This window comes from Pseudomonas rossensis (assembly GCF_039888995.1).
GTDB lineage: Bacteria > Pseudomonadota > Gammaproteobacteria > Pseudomonadales > Pseudomonadaceae > Aquipseudomonas > Aquipseudomonas rossensis.
Genome location: NZ_JBBWCB010000119.1, coordinates 1 through 16,389, shown reverse-complemented (window position 1 = coordinate 16,389; position 16,389 = coordinate 1). Strand labels below are relative to the sequence as shown.

18 protein-coding genes and 1 pseudogene are annotated in these 16,389 nt (G+C 56.3%); 3 read left to right on the top strand and 16 right to left on the bottom strand.

All coding sequences use genetic code 11. The features are described from left to right. Positions 1-125: 125 nt before the first annotated feature. Positions 126-1,037, bottom strand: coding sequence for an IS5 family transposase (locus WLY71_RS24005; protein WP_347805527.1), 912 nt, complete (start codon positions 1,035-1,037; stop codon positions 126-128). 378 nt (positions 1,038-1,415) lie between these two features. On the opposite strand from WLY71_RS24005, the gene WLY71_RS24000 reads away from it, so the two are divergent. After that, entirely contained in the window at positions 1,416-1,835 is a 420-nt protein-coding gene (locus WLY71_RS24000; RefSeq protein ID WP_347805526.1) for a hypothetical protein, read from the top strand. Positions 1,836-1,847: 12 nt separating this feature from the next. Here WLY71_RS24000 and WLY71_RS23995 read toward each other — a convergent pair whose 3' ends face one another. The 14 genes from WLY71_RS23995 to WLY71_RS23930 all read right to left on the bottom strand — a co-directional run bounded on the left by WLY71_RS23995 (position 1,848) and on the right by WLY71_RS23930 (position 14,636). Continuing rightward, positions 1,848-3,239, bottom strand: a complete 1,392-nt coding sequence (locus WLY71_RS23995) for a hypothetical protein (protein ID WP_347805525.1) — start codon at positions 3,237-3,239, stop codon at positions 1,848-1,850. Then, positions 3,236-4,177, bottom strand: a complete 942-nt coding sequence (locus WLY71_RS23990) for a type III secretion system chaperone (protein ID WP_347805524.1) — start codon at positions 4,175-4,177, stop codon at positions 3,236-3,238. Before WLY71_RS23990 ends, WLY71_RS23995 begins: the two co-directional genes overlap by 4 nt. Before the next feature lie 67 nt (positions 4,178-4,244). Then, entirely contained in the window at positions 4,245-5,321 is a 1,077-nt protein-coding gene (gene sctU / locus WLY71_RS23985; RefSeq protein ID WP_347805523.1) for a type III secretion system export apparatus subunit SctU, read from the bottom strand. Then, entirely contained in the window at positions 5,318-6,112 is a 795-nt protein-coding gene (sctT, locus tag WLY71_RS23980) for a type III secretion system export apparatus subunit SctT (RefSeq protein WP_347805522.1), read from the bottom strand. The genes sctU and sctT overlap by 4 nt, the downstream gene beginning before the upstream one ends. Next, positions 6,113-6,370: a type III secretion system export apparatus subunit SctS gene (gene sctS / locus WLY71_RS23975; protein WP_425589959.1), complete on the bottom strand. Its 258-nt coding sequence runs from the start codon at positions 6,368-6,370 to the stop codon at positions 6,113-6,115. A 17-nt stretch (positions 6,371-6,387) separates the two neighbouring features. Continuing rightward, positions 6,388-7,041: a type III secretion system export apparatus subunit SctR gene (sctR, locus tag WLY71_RS23970; RefSeq protein ID WP_347805520.1), complete on the bottom strand. Its 654-nt coding sequence runs from the start codon at positions 7,039-7,041 to the stop codon at positions 6,388-6,390. Then, positions 7,038-7,421 (bottom strand): FliM/FliN family flagellar motor switch protein, encoded by a 384-nt coding sequence (locus WLY71_RS23965; RefSeq protein WP_347805528.1) that lies wholly within the window; start codon positions 7,419-7,421, stop codon positions 7,038-7,040. The genes sctR and WLY71_RS23965 overlap by 4 nt, the downstream gene beginning before the upstream one ends. Further along, complete coding sequence (locus WLY71_RS23960) at positions 7,411-8,133, bottom strand: type III secretion system protein (RefSeq protein WP_347805519.1); 723 nt, start codon at positions 8,131-8,133, stop codon at positions 7,411-7,413. Before WLY71_RS23960 ends, WLY71_RS23965 begins: the two co-directional genes overlap by 11 nt. Beyond that, a complete protein-coding gene (locus WLY71_RS23955) occupies positions 8,130-8,675 on the bottom strand; it encodes a type III secretion system HrpP C-terminal domain-containing protein (RefSeq protein WP_347805518.1) in 546 nt (181 codons plus the stop codon). The genes WLY71_RS23960 and WLY71_RS23955 overlap by 4 nt, the downstream gene beginning before the upstream one ends. A 6-nt stretch (positions 8,676-8,681) precedes the next feature. Further along, positions 8,682-9,128 carry a type III secretion protein gene (locus WLY71_RS23950; protein WP_347805517.1) on the bottom strand — a complete coding sequence of 149 codons (447 nt, stop codon included), beginning with the start codon at positions 9,126-9,128 and terminating at the stop codon, positions 8,682-8,684. Beyond that, positions 9,128-10,480: a FliI/YscN family ATPase gene (locus tag WLY71_RS23945; RefSeq protein ID WP_347805516.1), complete on the bottom strand. Its 1,353-nt coding sequence runs from the start codon at positions 10,478-10,480 to the stop codon at positions 9,128-9,130. Before WLY71_RS23945 ends, WLY71_RS23950 begins: the two co-directional genes overlap by 1 nt. Continuing rightward, entirely contained in the window at positions 10,477-11,421 is a 945-nt protein-coding gene (locus WLY71_RS23940; RefSeq protein ID WP_347805515.1) for an FHA domain-containing protein, read from the bottom strand. Before WLY71_RS23940 ends, WLY71_RS23945 begins: the two co-directional genes overlap by 4 nt. 18 nt (positions 11,422-11,439) lie before the next feature. Beyond that, complete coding sequence (gene sctV / locus WLY71_RS23935; protein ID WP_347805514.1) at positions 11,440-13,521, bottom strand: type III secretion system export apparatus subunit SctV; 2,082 nt, start codon at positions 13,519-13,521, stop codon at positions 11,440-11,442. Beyond that, entirely contained in the window at positions 13,521-14,636 is a 1,116-nt protein-coding gene (locus tag WLY71_RS23930) for a TyeA family type III secretion system gatekeeper subunit (protein ID WP_347805513.1), read from the bottom strand. Before WLY71_RS23930 ends, sctV begins: the two co-directional genes overlap by 1 nt. A 258-nt stretch (positions 14,637-14,894) precedes the next feature. Between WLY71_RS23930 and WLY71_RS23925 the strand changes: the two genes are divergently transcribed. Further along, on the top strand, positions 14,895-15,437 hold the full coding sequence (locus tag WLY71_RS23925; RefSeq protein ID WP_347805512.1) for an RNA polymerase sigma factor: 543 nt from the start codon (positions 14,895-14,897) through the stop codon (positions 15,435-15,437). A 240-nt stretch (positions 15,438-15,677) separates the two neighbouring features. Here WLY71_RS23925 and WLY71_RS23920 read toward each other — a convergent pair. Continuing rightward, positions 15,678-15,987: pseudogene (locus WLY71_RS23920) on the bottom strand (transposase); the annotation flags it as partial. Between the two features lie 128 nt (positions 15,988-16,115). Between WLY71_RS23920 and WLY71_RS23915 the strand changes: the two are divergent. After that, the coding region (locus tag WLY71_RS23915) for a hypothetical protein (protein ID WP_347805511.1) at positions 16,116-16,389 on the top strand (274 nt) is incomplete at its 3' end.

Genomic DNA, 16,389 nt, shown 5'->3' with positions numbered 1-16,389 from the left:
GGATGCTCCGATCAACTCGTCATCACTGAGTGACGAGTTGAAAAAAGTCGCTGCGTTCTACGGTCTTTTCCGAGAAACACCCCATGCCGTCTGTTTTGGCGGGCTTCTACGCCCAGTTCTCCGCGTTAAGCGCGCAATTCGCCCATACCCACCAGCTGTTTTCGAGCCATCCACAGGTTTGACAGAGCGAACAACGTGGTCAACTGAGCGGTGTTTTTCATCAGCCCGCGAAACCGTACTTTCACGTAACCAAACTGCCGTTTGATCACTCGAAATGGATGCTCAACCTTGGCCCGCGTCTGCGCTTTGAGATATTCGATTTTGCGCTTGGCCTTGTAGATCAGGCTACGTTTGCTCAGCTTGGAATACGTGCTGCGCCGGGCGGCGATCTGCCAGATCAATTCACGGTTTTCATGCTCATCGCGTTTCTCAACACCGGTGTAGCCGGCGTCTGCGTACACCGCATTTTCTTCGCCATGCAACAGCTCGGCGACCTGCGTGACATCGGCCACATTGGCTGCTGTGCCATGGACATGATGAACCAGGCCCGACTCGGCATCGGCGCCAATATGCGCCTTCATTCCAAAGTAAAACTGGTTGCCCTTCTTTGTCTGATGCATCTCTGGATCGCGCTTGCCGTCTTGGTTCTTGGTCGAGCTGGGAGCATGAATAATGGTGGCATCGACGATGGTGCCCTGGCGTAGCGAGAGGCCCTTTTCCTGCAAATAACCGTTGATGACCGCGAGGATTGCTGGGGCCAACTGGTGCTTTTCCAGCAAGTGTCGGAAGTTCATGATCGTGGTGTCTTCGGGGATCGGCGCGCTCAGCGAGAACCAGTTCTGCAACAGATGAATGCGCAGCATCGTTTCCAGCGGGTAAGGTTTACGTCCGCCACCGGCCTTTGGGTAGAACGGCTCGATCAGCCCCAGCAAGCCACTCCAGGGCACCACCTGATCCATCTCGGCGAGGAACCGTTCGCGGCGGGTCTGCTTGCGCTTGCCCGCATATTCGAAGTCGGAAAAGCTCATCTGGCTCATGTCTGGCTCGAATCAGGTGGTAAGGGCGTATTTCAGCACATCTGAGGACTTGTTCGGAGAATCCTTAGGGAAGGTCTGAAGTACCCACCGACTTTTAAGGCCCTCGCGGCTAGAGGTTCAAAAAAAGTGTATCGGCCGAAAAACAGACCTTTCCTGTCCTTAATTCATGGCTCTTTCCTTTAATCGCGCTGTTTCAGAGCAATTAACCCGCATTACAGGCGTACCTCACCCAAACCCATCAACCGTTTTCGCACCATCCACAGATTCGACAACGCAAGTCTGCTTCGCCGGATCGCTGTAACCGAACTGGTTTGCATCAGGTGAACCCGCAACATCGCCATCAATGGTTAGGCGTATCAGAGCTGCACTGAAGCCGCCATGAGCGGCCCAAATTCGACTGGATTGATCCAGTCTTCACCCGACTTTTTAACCAGTTCGCGTGCGCAGATACTACGACCGCTGGTGTACTTCAACGGTTTCTTTTCGGGACAACCTTTGCTGTCGAGAGGAGGGCGGACTTTTAGCGATGGTTCCGGACAGTTGCTCAACCTGGGAATTGAAAAGCTCGATGAGATCCGAAAGCTCAAGTCGGATGCAGCAGGCCTAGTCGTGGCGATGAATATTCAACACGCTCATCAAGTTGCCCTTGGCATTGAAGAGCAAGGGCGAAAGCTTCCAGGTTGTGACTACAACCTCTGGGACGAACCAAGTTGCAAGGCGGCATTGAGAAAACGATTCGAAGCTTTCGCAGATCTTGGGACGACTCGCTGGCTCCTCATAGAATTTCAACGTTCCTGAAAAAGTTTCAGATTATTCTGAAACTCTACGGACACTCGCATGAGCCTGGAACGTTTGGTTCGTGGTGCGATAACCCAACCCCAATGCCGCTGCTGTCGCGGCGTTTCCCAAAAAACTGGCCAGCGCTGGTGACGCCTTTGAACTGGCTTGCTCCATGGCCATGCTGGCGGCGCTCGCAAGACTGGTCCATCCCGTGCGGGCGATGGAATGATCGAGTACGCGATCGTAATCGGTGAGAGGCAGGCTGGCTTTTAGTATTTGAGCGGTGCCTGCCTGTTGTGTGTCGAAGTGCCTTGTCAAATGCCCGTCCATAATGGCAATCAGGGTATTGAACCCGGCGCGCAGACCGGCCAGTGTCTGGATCGATTTAGCCAGTTGCAGGCCATTCAAAGGTTGTTGGTTGGCATCGGTCAACGCAGCACCGGACAGTGACTGACCGGTTGGCAATGCGTTTTGACTGATCGAATCCTGAACAAAGCCCATCGTTAGCGTCATGGCCGCATAGGCCCACCCCAGCGTTGCCATGTTGTTGTCGTTGACCCCGTGCGCACTCACTGTCGCGTCTTGTTTGGCTGTCATACTGACACTGGCCTGTATCAATTCACGCGAGCCGGCATAGATAACGTTGCGCAGTTGAGTTGCGAGTACCCGTGCACTCAGCGCGCCATCGCCTCTCGCGGCACCCAACGCGCCGAGGCTCAAGTAGATGACCTCGGCTACAACCTGATTGCGCGTGACATTGCGCGAATCCTGTTGTTGTCTTGTACCTAAAACTTGCCGTTGCGCAGGATTGAGTTCTTCCCAATGCGCCGGGCTTAAACCGAAGTGGCCACGCACAGCTACTGTAGACGCGGCGCCCAAGCGGTCCAAGCGTGGCTGGCGTACGTAGACGTGACTGGCAATGCTCACCAGCGAAACCGCAGCCTGAAAAGTGAGCGCGCCATAGGGGCTTTTTTCCGCCAAGCCGCTGGCAAGAGCGCTGTAGGCATGCATGAATGCTACCTCGCGGGCATAGGTGGGCAAACCGCAACTCGCCACCTGCTGTACGGTATGGCCAAGGGCAGCCAAGGTGCTACGTGCGGACGGTAGATTTGCTACACTGTCGTCCCAGCTTTGCACCACGCCGCGCTTTACGTGTTGAGTGGTAGCGTTGCCGAGTCGATAGCCTTGGCTACAAATGTCACGACGGTAGCGGTTCAACGATTGCCAGGAGGGGAGCAGGTAATCGCGATGAAAATTTTTATTCAGACCGGCGAACGCCTGGGTTGCGCGTGACTGCGCGCTGGGTAGGGTATCAAGTGGCTGACCTTGCTCAAGACTCGACAACCGCCCTGGGGCCTCGGTCAGCTCGATAGGTGAGGCGGGGCGCAAAGTTGAAGACGGTGACGCAATACGGCTACTCATGGTCTCGTCCTCATAGCAGGAAATGAAGGTATGTCGACACCGACCGTGCGGGCCAGTAAGGAAAAATCACCCAGCCAGTTACCCAGTGCGAGGCCATCCAGCCCTCGAGAGTCCCAGCGGCCTTGCAGGCAGGCACCGTGCGGCGCCATGGCAATCGTGCAACCCGTCAACGTCATCAGTTCCAGGTTGGCACCCAGAGCCAGGGCTCGTTGCCCGTCACTGCGCAGGACATTGGCGATGGCCGTGCTGACGACCAGATGACGTTTGTCGCTGTCGGCGACCACTTCCAATTGCTGATCGCCGAGCCGTAAGACGCAAATAGTTTCTATGCTATCGAGCGATTGCGTACTGCCCAGGTGCCGTAGTGCCTGATCAATCAACGATTGATGCCAGTTGAGTGCAAGTGTGACCTGAACAGATTCGTGTTCAGCCGGACGTCGTGCAGCAGAAGAAAAGTGTTGTGGATAGTCAGTACGGTTGCCCGTGCTGAGCGCTGTTGCGCCCCCTATCAAGCTCTCTGCCAGCGCTATCACCAGCGCCAGCTCGTCCGCCACGTATGGGAAGTCGGAATATGGGTGGGCGGCAAGCCGGTTAATCAACACGGCGTCGCCGCGTTCGTCGATGCCGACAGCGCATGTGCTCATGGCGCTGATCGAACAATTACTGCGCAATAACAGTTCGTTCCAGAGGCTTGGGGACACGTCATCTGGACGCGACAAGGCCGCTATGACATACCACTGCGGCGCGGGTGTTTCTCCCCAAAGCTGCATGTGCAAAGAAAGGCCCGGCAGGTGCATTACACCGGTATCCGCAAAACATTGAATGTCACGCGTCGACAGTTCAAGACGTCGTGCGGCGTTGTAAAAACAGACTTGTGCCTGAGGCGGGATCGACACAATGTCGGGCGTCAAAGAGGATGTTTGGAAGGGGATATTCATGCGACGGTTTCCGCGAGGCTTTGAGGTCCAGTAAGCTTCATTCACGGTTACGATTTGATGACCCTGCTCAGGGAGTTTGGACCCTGATCACTTCATCTGTCACCTCTGAGAGCTGTCGGACAATCTGATAGATATGCGCCACCGCCAGCAGCGTGGGGCGAGGGATAAATTTACCTTCGTTCACTTTGTACAACGTGCGTGCAAGCCAGACACTTTGCACGATCGGAATTTTCTCCCGCTTGGCGTCTTCTATCAGGGTTAACGCATCATGGTCTTGACCTTTGCAATGAATCAGCGGTAACGGCGTTTCGCCTGGACGGTAGTACAGCGCCACAGCGAAGTGAGTTGGGTTGACGATAACCATATCCGCGCCTTGCACCGGTTTGGGTGCGTCCGTCGGCTCCTGGTTCAAGATCTCATGGGACAACTGGCGGCGATGCCCCTTGACGTGGGGGTCGCCTTCGCTCTGTTTGTGTTCTCTCTTGATGTCTTCATGACTCGTGCGCATTTTTTTGGCATGGAAGTATTTTTGCAAACCAAAGTCGGCTGCGCCAATCACCAAGAGCAAGCCCAGTGTCGAGCGCAGAATGTGCCGGAACAGTTCTGTCAGTGCGCGCAAGTATGTGTTCAGGTCGGTGTATGCAAGAAGAATAAGCGTGCCCAACGCTGGCTTGATGAGCACGTACAGCGTCACGGCGATGGCCGACGCTTTCAGAATACTAAGAAGCAGAGTGCTCACGTTTTGCGCGGAGACCATCTGTTTGATCTGTGCAAAGGGATTGAGCTTGTTCAGGTCAGGTATCAACGCCTTGGGCGCGAACAGAAAGCCGATCTGCACCCACGTACCCACCATGCGCGTGATGATGGCGACGCCCACGCTGCTGAGAATGAAGCCGATCAATACATTGATGCCTTTGGTAGTCACTTCTGCTGCTGTGTGCAAAAAGGGTCGACCCACCTGATCAAGTGACAGCGACAGCAATTGCTGCAACTGCGCGATACTCTGGTCAGCCAGGCTCAGCGTCACCTCACTAACCATTACTAGGACCAGCAGTTTGGCCAGGTCCTGGCTTTGACCAACCTGACCTTTCTCCCTGGCATCCATCAGTTGCTTGGGTGTGGCTTTCTCGGTTTTTTCACTCATGGCACTTGCACCAAATCCAGCAAAAGCGTCTTGATGTCTGCCAACGCTTGCAGCTCTCCGTTGCCCAGTTCGAGCAAGGTAGGGAGGTAGATCAGCAGAAACGCCAGACCTGCAATACTTTTGGCAGGCATCGCCAGAATCGACACATTGAGTTGCTGAGCGTACAAGCCCACGATCGCGAAAGCTGCCTCAATCAAAAGCAGCAGGCCGATGAAAGGCGCGGCGTACAGCAACATGTGTTTGAGTGTCTGGCTGAGTTGACCGAGGAAAACATCCATGCCTTCCCCCGTCATTCCCGGGAACCAGGCGGTGGGAGGCCAAATCAGATAACTGTCCCAAATCACCTGAGTCAGCAACGAAAGCCCCCCAGACAGAATCACTAGCATAATCAGAGTTTGCTCAAACAGCTCTCCCATTGGCGTGGCATCAGGCCCCAAGCTGGGATTGATCTGGCCACCACTGAGCGCACCACGCTGGCTGTCGAGCAAAGCGCCCACTGAAGCGAACATCCAGAACGGCGCGTACAACAGCAGGCCGAGGAGGGTACCCAGGATCATCTCTTTGATCAGCAAGCCGGCGATCGAGAACCAGGCGTCGTGATAGGTGCTGAGCGCGCGACTGATCGATGGCGCCGGAACAAATGCCACCACAACCACCACTGCGTAACGCAGCGGGCCTTTGAGGAATTTGAAACAAAATGCGGGCACCAGGATCATGCAAGGCACCAAGCGGGCCATGGCCAACATTATACCGAGCAAGAATTCGTAGCAGCTTTGGGCGTCGAGCAGCATTTAGTGTGAGGCCCCCGTTCTGGCGATCAACGCAAATGCCAGATTGATGAACTGAATTAGCTCGACACCAATCCACCGACCGGTCACCGCGAGAGTAATTCCCACCGCCACCAGCTTCACGCCGAAGGGCAGGGTCTGGTCCTGGATTTGCAAAAGCGCCTGCAACAGCGATGTCACCACCCCCACCAACACAGCTACGATCAGTGGCGGCGCAGAAAGGATGACTACCAGAAGCATGCCTTGCTTGAAAAACACCATGGCGTCCACGGCTGACCTCACATGTACGAATAAAAAAGGCTGTCTAACAGACGCGTCCAGCCATCCACCAACACGAACAACAGCAACTTCAGAGGTAGGGAAATCGTCATGGGCGACACCATCTGCATGCCCAGTGCCAGGAGCAGGTTGGAGATGATCAGGTCGATGATGATGAAGGGGATGTAGATCAGGAAGCCGATTTCGAAACCTGCCTGCAGCTCAGACAGTACGAACGCCGGGATGACCAGCATCAGATCGTCTTTGGTGGCTGCGTCAGCCATTTCCTTGGGCCACATACGTTGCGTGTTATCTAATAGATGCGCGATAACGTCTGGCTGGGTGTTACGGCTCATAAAACGCTGTAGAGGCCCGGCGACGGTCGAGATACTGGCCTGCAGGTTTTCCACGCTGCCCATTTCCAGTGGACTGGTATTGATGCGGTCCTGGATTTCCTTGCCTACCGGCGCCATGACGAACATCGTCGCCGCGAGGGCAATACCGTACAGCGCCATGTTCGGTGGAACTTGCTGCACGCCAATGGCGTTACGCGTGATCAACAATGTGATTGCGATCTTCAAAAATGCTGTGCAAACGATCAGCAGGAAAGGGATCAGTGACAGTGCGCTGAGGAACAGCGCCAGCATCATGGGGTTCATCCCCTCCATGATCATGGGTGAAAAGCCGTGCGCGTGAGTTGCAGGCCCAGGCGACCGTCAACGTCCACCAACTCGCCCTCTGCGACCACTCGCTCTCCGTGACAGAGCGTGGCATGGCCGGGCAGGGTGCCCGTGACTTCCAGTACCGTACCGGGGGCCAGTCTTCGCAGATCACCCAAGGTCAATATCAGGATGCCGCAGCACAGGGTCAGCTCCAGGGGCATTTGATACAGGGGGTCGATTGCAGTGGATTGCTCTTCTTCGACCTGCTCCTCATATTCATCTTTATCTTCCTGCTCCTCATCGGGCGCTTCTTCCATTCCGCCGTGGGTGTCGGTGTTTTCTTCGTCGTAAAGGTCTTGTTCGGGTTCTTGATTCACGTTGTCATTGCCCATCATCAAAATGTTCCTCATGGCCTAGCCGTACAACAAGTCGGTCGGCTCGCGTCTCGGTACCTACACGCCACCGTTGCCCGGCGATGAGCAGGTAGCCGTCGCCGTTGTTGTCGAAATGACATAGCGACGGCAATACCACGTCGCCCGGGCGCAGAGATTTCAGTTGCTCGAGGGTCAGGGAGACTTGGCCGAGGACGACTGGATGGGGCACTTTCCAGTTATCAGGCAGATCACGTTCATGTCGTTGCCACTGCTCACTGCCCAGCAAACTTAGCAATGTGCCTGCAGAGGCACTTAGCACGGCATGCACGGATTCTTCGCCCAAGCGCACCTGCAGCCGGCATGACAGTTGGGCACCCGCGAGTTCACCGTCGACTTCAATCGGTTCTATGGGTGCTAATAACGCCGCTATCGGCGCGCTGAGCTGCTGATTGACGTATTGCCAATACCAGGCCTGATGGGGCCCCTCAAAGACAACTGGCGTATTGCCCAGCAGACTGAGTACTGGGCCCGCATGGCTCATGCGCAGGGGCCCTGCGGCACTACTCAGCGCCACAGCGTCGTCTGTTGGCGGTTGGCCCGCACCGATCTGGCTTAAAATCAGTTGGCCAGGTAGTCCGTGCGCTGTGAAGTCGAGCGTCACCCCCGCGCCTAATTGACGGGAAACCTGGGCGACAGCGCGGTTGACGCGGCGCAATCGCAGGGCCGTCATGCGCGGAGGTCCTGGTGCAGAGACAGTTGAACGTCGTGCCCTAGCGCCTCTTTCAGCGCCTGCTCACAGGCGCCCTGACGAGGCTGCAAACGATCGAGAACGTCGGCGCGGGCGAAGCCAAGATCGATGGCCCAGTGGCTCTCGGTTTTATTCGCCTTGACGTAGACCTTACCGAGATTAGGCATCATCAGCGTAACCCTGAAAGAGCCTCCAGATTGAATGGGCAGTTGCTGAGCCAACTCATCGACCAATTGCGCCGACAGGTTATCTAACCGCACTGGCAGGCTAAAACCGCTGCCGGAAGCGTTGGACTGTCCGTCGTTATTGTTGCCCTGAGGCATCAGTAGTTGCGCAAAGACCTGAGCATCGGCATTCACCCGTTCATCCGTTGCTTGACGACTGGATGACGAATGAGTGCGCTCGGTTTCACTACGGCGTACCGCGCTGTGATTCGGGCGTTGAGTTTCGTTGGGATTCGGACGCGCGACCTCTTGAGGTCTGACTTGTGGAGGTGGTGCGGACTTGATCGGTGGTGCGCTCATATCATCTCAACCTTCTTCATTCAGGGCTTCGCTCAAGCACGCCAACTTTTCCACCGCGCGCTGCCGCGCCTTGGCCGTCTGGTGAGAGCCTTCGAGCAGGATTTTTTGTTGGTCAATTTGTAGGCCTAGCTGGTCGATGTCCTGATGCAATCGAGACAGTCGATCAAGCATCTGTCGCTCTTTTTCTTGCCAGTGATCGACCTTGCTCAGGGTCATGGCCTGCTGCAGATGGGCAGTGGCCAGAACCTGCCGCCGTGCACTTTGGCTGTCGCGCTCTTGCGTTAGGTTTTCGCGCGCTTGCGCAAGCTGTTCTTGCATGCCTGCCAGGTCCACTTTCGCCCGGTGCAGCGCTCGTTCGGCACTCGCCTGGCGATGCTCGCGCAAAGGGGTGAGCACGCTGATCACGTGCTCCATTGCTTCACGCTGTGGATCGACTTCAATTTCTTCGTCCATCATCCCTCCGGAATTTGCGAGGTGAGCTGGATCAGTGCTTCGAGAGTTGTTTGTAACGGTACCGGTTCGCGCAGATCCTGCTGTAAAAACGCGTTGATCGGGCCGTTGAGCGTGACCGCGCAGTCGGTGATCGGGTCGCCACCTGGTTGGTACTCACCCAATCGCAAGAGCATTTCGACTTGTCGGTAAGACGCCATCAAACGACGCAGGCGATTATTGGCTTGCTGATGCTCACGACCGCTAACGTTGCTCAGCACGCGACTGATGCTGGCTTGCACATCAATGGCTGGGTAATGGCCGCGCTCCGCCAGTTTGCGTGACAGCACAATGTGTCCATCGAGCAGCGAGCGTACTTCGTCGGCGACTGGATCGTTCATCGAATCCTGTTCAATCAGCACCGTGTAAAGCGCTGTGATCGAGCCGGCTTCACTCATGCCCGCGCGTTCCACCAAGCGGGGCAGCAAGGTGTACACGGATGGCGGCAACCCTCCACGGCCCAAGGGTTCGCCGGCAGCGATACCGATTTCTCGCTGCGCTCGAGCAAATCGGGTTAATGAATCAATCAACAACAAGACTTTGCGCCCCTCGGCCCGGAAAGCCTCGGCGATGGTCGTCGCGGTGAACGCCGCGCGGGCGCGCTCCATGCTTGATCGGTCGGAGGTGGCGCACACCAGCACCGAACGTTGGCGCAGGGTTTCATCCAGTTCATGATCCAGAAACTCGCGCAGTTCACGCCCACGTTCGCCGATCAGACCAAACACAATCACATCGCACCCCATGTTGCGGGCCAGTTCCGCCATCAGCGTGGTCTTGCCGCAACCGGCGCCCGCGAAGAGCCCGACGCGCTGCCCCTCTCCCAGCAGCAGCGCACTGTCAATCGCGCGAATACCCGTGGGGAGCGCTGTGGTGATACGCGGCCGCAAAGTCGCAGGTATTGCATCTGTGATAACCGGCAGGGTGATGCGCCGATCATTCGGGCCGGCAAATGCACCGGCGCCGTCACCCTGTAGCGGCCGCCCAAAGCCATCGAGCACGCAACCCAGCAGGCTGTCGTCTACACCAATGCGATGCGCAATACCCAATGGACGTATGCCTGCACCCACTTGAATGCCATCGGGCGTACCGAGGGCACTGAGCAAGGTAAATTGCGAAGTGAAACCAACGATCTCGGCCAGCATTACACCGCCATTCGCCTTGCTGACTTCGCACAAGTCGCCAATCTTTGCTGAGGGGATCTGGCACTCCAGCAAAATGCCATTCACCGCGCTGACGTGCCCGCTGACGCGCACCGCGGAAAAGTTGGCGAGGCGCGAGCGTTGGCCGGCCGTCCAGTGTGCAAGTGCCGCATTCACCAGCGCACCTCATAACGGCGATCGCCTTCAAACTCGATGCGCTGGTCATCAATGCGGGTCAGGCGCAGCCCTTGGTACTCATCGCCTATGTACATGCGCCGGCCTTCCCCAGTCACCAGATGTGCCTGCGGACCGGACATGATATGTACGATAGTGAACGGCAGTCCGTTGCCCGACGTAGAGACGTTGTCGATCAGCGCTACGGGCGATTGATAGCGCTCATTGAACTGTTGAAGCATGCGCTGGTAAAGCAGCCGCGACTCGTCCTGCAGGCTGCCATTGATGGTCAGGCCGTCAGGCGTCAGTAGCACGGTGAGATCGCTCAGCAGCCGGTCGCTCAGCATGGTGTCAAGCCGGTTCTTGGCGTCGTCGACACTGCTGAGCATGAGGCGATTGTCCGCCGGATGCGCGGGCGGCGGTACGACTTGCGCAGCTTTCACTTCGATGTGTACTTTTTCCGGCGACGGACCGCTACTCAAGCTCCAGGCGCTGCCTGCGACACCGATGAGCAGACCGATCAACACGCTGTTGGGGCGATTGAACACGCGTGACCGCCATGACTTGTTCTGCTGCGGCACCTCGTCAGCGGGTTCTGCCAGGGCGGGGTCATCCTCTGCCGCGGTTTCGGCGCAGGCGGCGGTGTCTGGCCAGGCCATGTCGGTATGCGCCAGACACAGCCATACAGAACCTAGCGTGAATCTCTGGTTAGGTGTCAACTCCATCAGGGCCTGTGCCTGGCCCTGCTCATTGCACACCACGCCATTGACCGCAGTCAGCGACCACGTGTCATTCATACGCTGCAAGCGGCAGTGCAGGCTGGTAATCGCGGCGTCATATAACGTCAGGTCCTGGGCCGAATCTGAACCGATCATCCACGTGTCGCCTATCAGCGGTAATGCCGCGCCCTCGTGCAAGCCACTTAGTACCCTTAATTCAAACATCTGGTGTTCTCCAGGTCATCATGCGGCGTACTCATCATCCAGTTCGTCCTGGTCGTCTTCCAGATCGAAGCGTCCCATGACTTTTACCTGCGACGTGCTATTGATCTCAGCAAATGACAGCACCGGTACATGGTGGAATTCTTCCTGAAGCAATGTTCTTAACGGGCTGCGCAGATCCTGCGCGACCAACAGCACCGCTGTTTCCTTGGCGCGGAGGGGGAATGCCATGTGCAGCTGCTGGACCAGCAATTGGCTGGTTTCGTTGTTGAGTGAAAAGAATGTCTCGGTCTGCGTTTGCCGCAAACTATCGCGCAAAATGCCTTCGCTTTCGGGGGTTACCAGCCACACCAGCAGACCCTCGGGCCCACTGTACTGGTGAACAATCTGCGCCTTTAGTGCGATTCGCACGTAGTCCGTCAATACGGTAATTTCGCGCTCGTGCTGACCATGTTCGATGAGGGTTTCGGCAATCACCCGAAGGGCACGCAGCGGTATGCATTCGGCCGCGAGGCGCTGTAGCACGGCAGAGAAGCGCGACAGCGGCAGTACCCTCTGAACCTCCTGGGCCAGTTCGGGCTGTTCGCGCTCGAGGAAACTCAGGATCGATTTTGTCTCTTGCATCCCAATGAACTGGGGACCCCACGCCTGCATGGAGCGCTCCATGCGCTCTATGATCAGCGTCATGGCACTGACGGACTCGATGGCATTTTTTTGCAGCAAAGAGGCGTTGCTCGGCGTCCAGGCCCATTGATCCTCTTGACGCTCCTGGCTACCGGCTTCTGTTAATTCCGGAAGGTCGTCTATGTTCACTGCCACATGAGTCTGGGTGAATGTCGCCCTTAGCATTGGAACGTCGTAAACCAGAAAACGGAATTCGTCAGCGTCTATGTGAGCGACCCGTTCGATGACGAAGGAGGGCAGGGTCAAGCCAAACTGGACCACCAGGCGATTGCGTCGTTGGCGTATTTGCACGATCAGTTCGTCGACCAGTTCAGTGTCTTGATCAGGGTGGAACTGCAACACAAACTGGCGGCTGGGGGAGAAGCTGCGCAGGTCTTCACTGCCGTTCATTTCTGGCGTGACAACGATCTCCTGGTCCTGCTCAACGGGTTTGGCGCGCCGAAGTTGTAGCAGTCCGCCAAAGCCGCAGATAAAGGCAATGCTCAGAAACACTGCCGTTGGCATGCCCGGTAACGCGGCAAAACCCAACATGGCCATCGCGGCCATGATCCAGGCTTTTGGCTGGCTGGTGATTTGCTCGGCAATCTCACGGCCGATGTTGGCGGGCACGGCATCGCCACTCGGCACACGGGTAATAATCATGCCGCAGGTGACCGAAATCAGCAGCGCCGGGATCTGCGCAATCAACCCGTCACCAATGGTCAGCACCGCGTACAACTGCAGGGCGTCGCCGCCGCTCATGCCGTGCTGCAAAACACCGATGGCCATACCGCCGATCAAGTTGATCGCGACAATGATGAGACTGGCAATCGCGTCGCCATTGACGAACTTCATGGCGCCGTCCATGGCCCCGAACAATTGGCTTTCCTTACCCAATTCGGTTCGTCGGGTGCGCGCTTCATCGACTGTGATCAAGTTCGCTCGCAGGTCACTGTCAATAGACATCTGCTTGCCAGGCATGGCGTCCAGGGTAAACCGTGCGCCCACTTCGGCGACGCGTTCAGAGCCTTTGGTAATCACAATGAAGTTGACGACGGTGAGGATCAGGAAAATCACCATGCCGACTGCCAGGTTTCCCCCGACTACGAACTGTCCGAATGCCTCGACGATATGACCGGCATCCTGATCGAGCAAAATCAGGCGCGTGGTCGAGATGGACAATGCCAGTCGGAACATCGTGGTCAACAGCAACACGGCAGGGAACGTCGAAAACGCCAAGGGACGGGGCAGGTGCATGGCCAGCATGATCAACAGGCAGGAAATACAGATATTGATCGCGATAAGCACATCGACCAACCCGGTGGGCAAGGGCGTTATCATCATGAATACGATGGCGATCACGATGAACGCGCCCACCACTTCCGAGCGGCGCATTGCGGCCAACGCCAACTTGTTCAGCAGGTTGATGATGACTTCCATCAGTCAAATACTCCCTGCTGCAGTTCAAGATCAGAGAGTTGGGTCATTAGCTCGCGCAAGTTGCCCAAGGCGCTACGTCGTTTTTCCAGGTCTGGCCACAGTAATATTGGAAACTCCTGCAGCATCGGTCGCAGCGCATTTAGAAACGAAAGCTTGTGTTTCAACTGGCTGCCAGCGATCTGGGAGGCGAACTCTTCAATTTGGTCTATTTGCAGGCCAGCGGCCTTTAGCCGTAACAGTTCTTGAAGGAATTTGGCCGGTTCAATTTTTAGCGCAGGGTTTTTAATGCGCATCCTCCCCACCAAGTGCCGGCATTCGCGCATGAGGACCGCTACGTGTCTCATGTTGTTGAGGGCGTGGATGACAGTGCGTATCTGTCTTTGCGACGCGGCTGGCGGTAACGCGGCAAGGTCATCGGTGATGAAGTTGTGCGTTTGTTGCCACGTGACGGTTAACGGATCCGCTTCGTCCTGGTCGTTGAGCAGTGTTTCGATCGCCTCTAAAACGGTGTGCAGATTAGTCGCCGTGGCGCTGTACATCCGTCGTGTGTTGGTACGTCGGCGGGTATTACCCGCGCCGGGTTTCTTTGATTGCGTCCTTACACCACGGGCACGGGCTATTCTGCGTTGATGAGCACGCACGTCGCTAGCCAACGCGTTTAGTGCAACTAACTCGTTAGCGCCGCCTTCATGTCGCGCCAGTTTCGCCGCTGTCTTCAGCATATCAAGCGCATGAATAGTATTGCCTTCAGCGAGAGTGAGTAATCCGTGGAGAGTGAGTAATCCGTGGAGAGTGGGAACCTTCGATAAGACGCTAGCCATCAACCTCCGTGCCGAGTCACGAAGGCGTCGGTCATACGTGCCCATCAGCTGTCGAGAGATCAGTCGGTCGTTGAGCTTTCTGGATTGCAGTGGATTGCTTTCGCCAGGTGTCCCCTGCGTCTGCGGTTGCGGTTGCGGTGACGGATCCTGACTGAGCGGTCGGCGTTCATGCGGCAGTGATGGGGGATCCAGTGGGTCAATGGTAGCGGGCGCTATGGTTTGAGCAGGCACAGTTCGCCCTGCCGATACTTTTTGCTTTATCGGCGCGACATAGCGGCTCGACTCGGTTTTCATTAGGACGCCTCAACTTCTGCGCGTTGACATGGGCATTGAGTGGGACCTCCATGTGTTCGGGTTCCATTGAGAAAGCCGTCCGTAGCACGTGATAGTTCGTGCAAGAACATGTCGTGCTCGAGCGCCGTTTACGCAACCGTTTGCAAAAAAATCTTGCGCTTAAATATTTAGTTGAACAATTTCAATCGGTTATACACTTTCTTCGACTGGCATATATATCGCTATAGGACTCACACACTTCCAGTAAGGATGAGTCCCATGTTCCCAAGCGTTTCGTTGTCAACCAGTACCTCGTCGGCCGGTATCCGTGAGCTCACCACTGATCAGGTGCAGATGCTGCGGGCTTTCATTCATAAGCGCGTCATGAATCCGGATGATGTCGACGATATTTTGCAATGCACGTTCCTTGAAGCATTGCGCTCCGAGCACAAGTTTCTACACGCCAGCAAGCCGCAAACATGGTTGTGCGGTATCGCACTGAACCTGATCCGAAATCACTTCAGGCGTATGTACCTTCGGCCCTATCAGGAGAGCTGGGACGACCTGACTCACTCCGATGTCAGCAGCCAGGATGACGGCGACATTGGCCATCAGGTCGATGGCCTCCGGCAGTTGGCACGGGCAGTCGAGGCCATAGGCGGCTTGTCCTCGAAAATGCAAAGGGTTATCGAGGTGGCAATGGAAATGGACGGCAATTACCAGCAAACGGCGATGTCGCTGGGCGTGCCCATCGGTACAGTGCGCTCGCGTCTGTCACGGGCGCGCGAGCAGTTGAAGCGTCAAATGGATCCTTTTGCATAAGTCATACCATCGCGGGCCGGTGAGGCCCCGGCACGTGAAACTTAAAGCGGTGATGACGCCGGGGCTTCAACCATTTGGAACGTTCGAAACACTAGCAGGCTGTTAAAAAACTCAGCCCTAACTCCCCCCAACCCGCCAAGTTTGAAGTTTTTTAGCCTCTCAGGCTTGGTGTTGCCCTTTATCCCGCCTCAATCAGCATTGGGGGCTGATTCAAAGCGCATCGACGCGCTGCTGGTGGCAGTAGTCAAAGAACGGGATCACCCGAGCTTAGTTTCGCCGCCCATGACAGGCTCATCGACTGGTACTCGGCGTCCCATTTGGCTTCAAATTCACAGAGCCGTTACTCGGCAAGTTCAACGGTGGCCGAGGCGTCAATCAGCCGCAATTCAGCCGCCACTTCCTTCTGCCATTTCCAGGATACGAAGTTCAAACTATTGCGCACCATATGCACGATGCATAGCTGAACGACTGCCTTCGGGTAGACCGCTTGAATCGCTTCAGGGAAGCCTTTCAGGCCGTCCACACAGGCGATGAAGATGCCTTGCACGCCTCATTCTATGGATCTGCAGAGTTAGCGCGTCCGGGAACTCTTTGCGATCAGCGACCACTCAGGTGGCAGCGATGCCCTCGATCGCGTCTTGTTGCAAAAAAATCTCTAATGGAAGACGGCGAACAATCATGAGTTCCACTCTAAACCGAATGATCACCGCCAATATGGCGGGCCAGCGCTCAATAATTCACGAAGTGCTGCAGAGCAGCCCGATGTTCGATGCTCAAGCCATGGAAATCCGCGGACGGCAGATCCGTTTCGGCGACCGTTGGTTCTCGGATTTCGCCTCGTGCAATTACCTCGGGTTCGACCTTGAACCAGATATCATCGAAACAGTAGAACCCGCCTTGAAAACCTGGGGCATCCATCCAGGTTGGTGTCGCATGGTTGCGAGCCCAGGCC

What these genes read in the sequence shown, in the direction of transcription:
- WLY71_RS24005 (WP_347805527.1), bottom strand. Translation starts at nt 1,037, where the DNA reads ATGAGCCAGATGAGCTTTTCCGACTTCGAATATGCGGGCAAGCGCAAG.
- WLY71_RS24000 (WP_347805526.1), top strand. Translation starts at nt 1,416, where the DNA reads ATGAGCGGCCCAAATTCGACTGGATTGATCCAGTCTTCACCCGACTTT.
- WLY71_RS23995 (WP_347805525.1), bottom strand. Translation starts at nt 3,239, where the DNA reads ATGAGTAGCCGTATTGCGTCACCGTCTTCAACTTTGCGCCCCGCCTCA.
- WLY71_RS23990 (WP_347805524.1), bottom strand. Translation starts at nt 4,177, where the DNA reads ATGAATATCCCCTTCCAAACATCCTCTTTGACGCCCGACATTGTGTCG.
- sctU (WP_347805523.1), bottom strand. Translation starts at nt 5,321, where the DNA reads ATGAGTGAAAAAACCGAGAAAGCCACACCCAAGCAACTGATGGATGCC.
- sctT (WP_347805522.1), bottom strand. Translation starts at nt 6,112, where the DNA reads ATGCTGCTCGACGCCCAAAGCTGCTACGAATTCTTGCTCGGTATAATG.
- sctS (WP_425589959.1), bottom strand. Translation starts at nt 6,370, where the DNA reads ATGGTGTTTTTCAAGCAAGGCATGCTTCTGGTAGTCATCCTTTCTGCG.
- sctR (WP_347805520.1), bottom strand. Translation starts at nt 7,041, where the DNA reads ATGATCATGGAGGGGATGAACCCCATGATGCTGGCGCTGTTCCTCAGC.
- WLY71_RS23965 (WP_347805528.1), bottom strand. Translation starts at nt 7,421, where the DNA reads ATGGGCAATGACAACGTGAATCAAGAACCCGAACAAGACCTTTACGAC.
- WLY71_RS23960 (WP_347805519.1), bottom strand. Translation starts at nt 8,133, where the DNA reads ATGACGGCCCTGCGATTGCGCCGCGTCAACCGCGCTGTCGCCCAGGTT.
- WLY71_RS23955 (WP_347805518.1), bottom strand. Translation starts at nt 8,675, where the DNA reads ATGAGCGCACCACCGATCAAGTCCGCACCACCTCCACAAGTCAGACCT.
- WLY71_RS23950 (WP_347805517.1), bottom strand. Translation starts at nt 9,128, where the DNA reads ATGGACGAAGAAATTGAAGTCGATCCACAGCGTGAAGCAATGGAGCAC.
- WLY71_RS23940 (WP_347805515.1), bottom strand. Translation starts at nt 11,421, where the DNA reads ATGTTTGAATTAAGGGTACTAAGTGGCTTGCACGAGGGCGCGGCATTA.
- sctV (WP_347805514.1), bottom strand. Translation starts at nt 13,521, where the DNA reads ATGGAAGTCATCATCAACCTGCTGAACAAGTTGGCGTTGGCCGCAATG.
- WLY71_RS23930 (WP_347805513.1), bottom strand. Translation starts at nt 14,636, where the DNA reads ATGAAAACCGAGTCGAGCCGCTATGTCGCGCCGATAAAGCAAAAAGTA.
- WLY71_RS23925 (WP_347805512.1), top strand. Translation starts at nt 14,895, where the DNA reads ATGTTCCCAAGCGTTTCGTTGTCAACCAGTACCTCGTCGGCCGGTATC.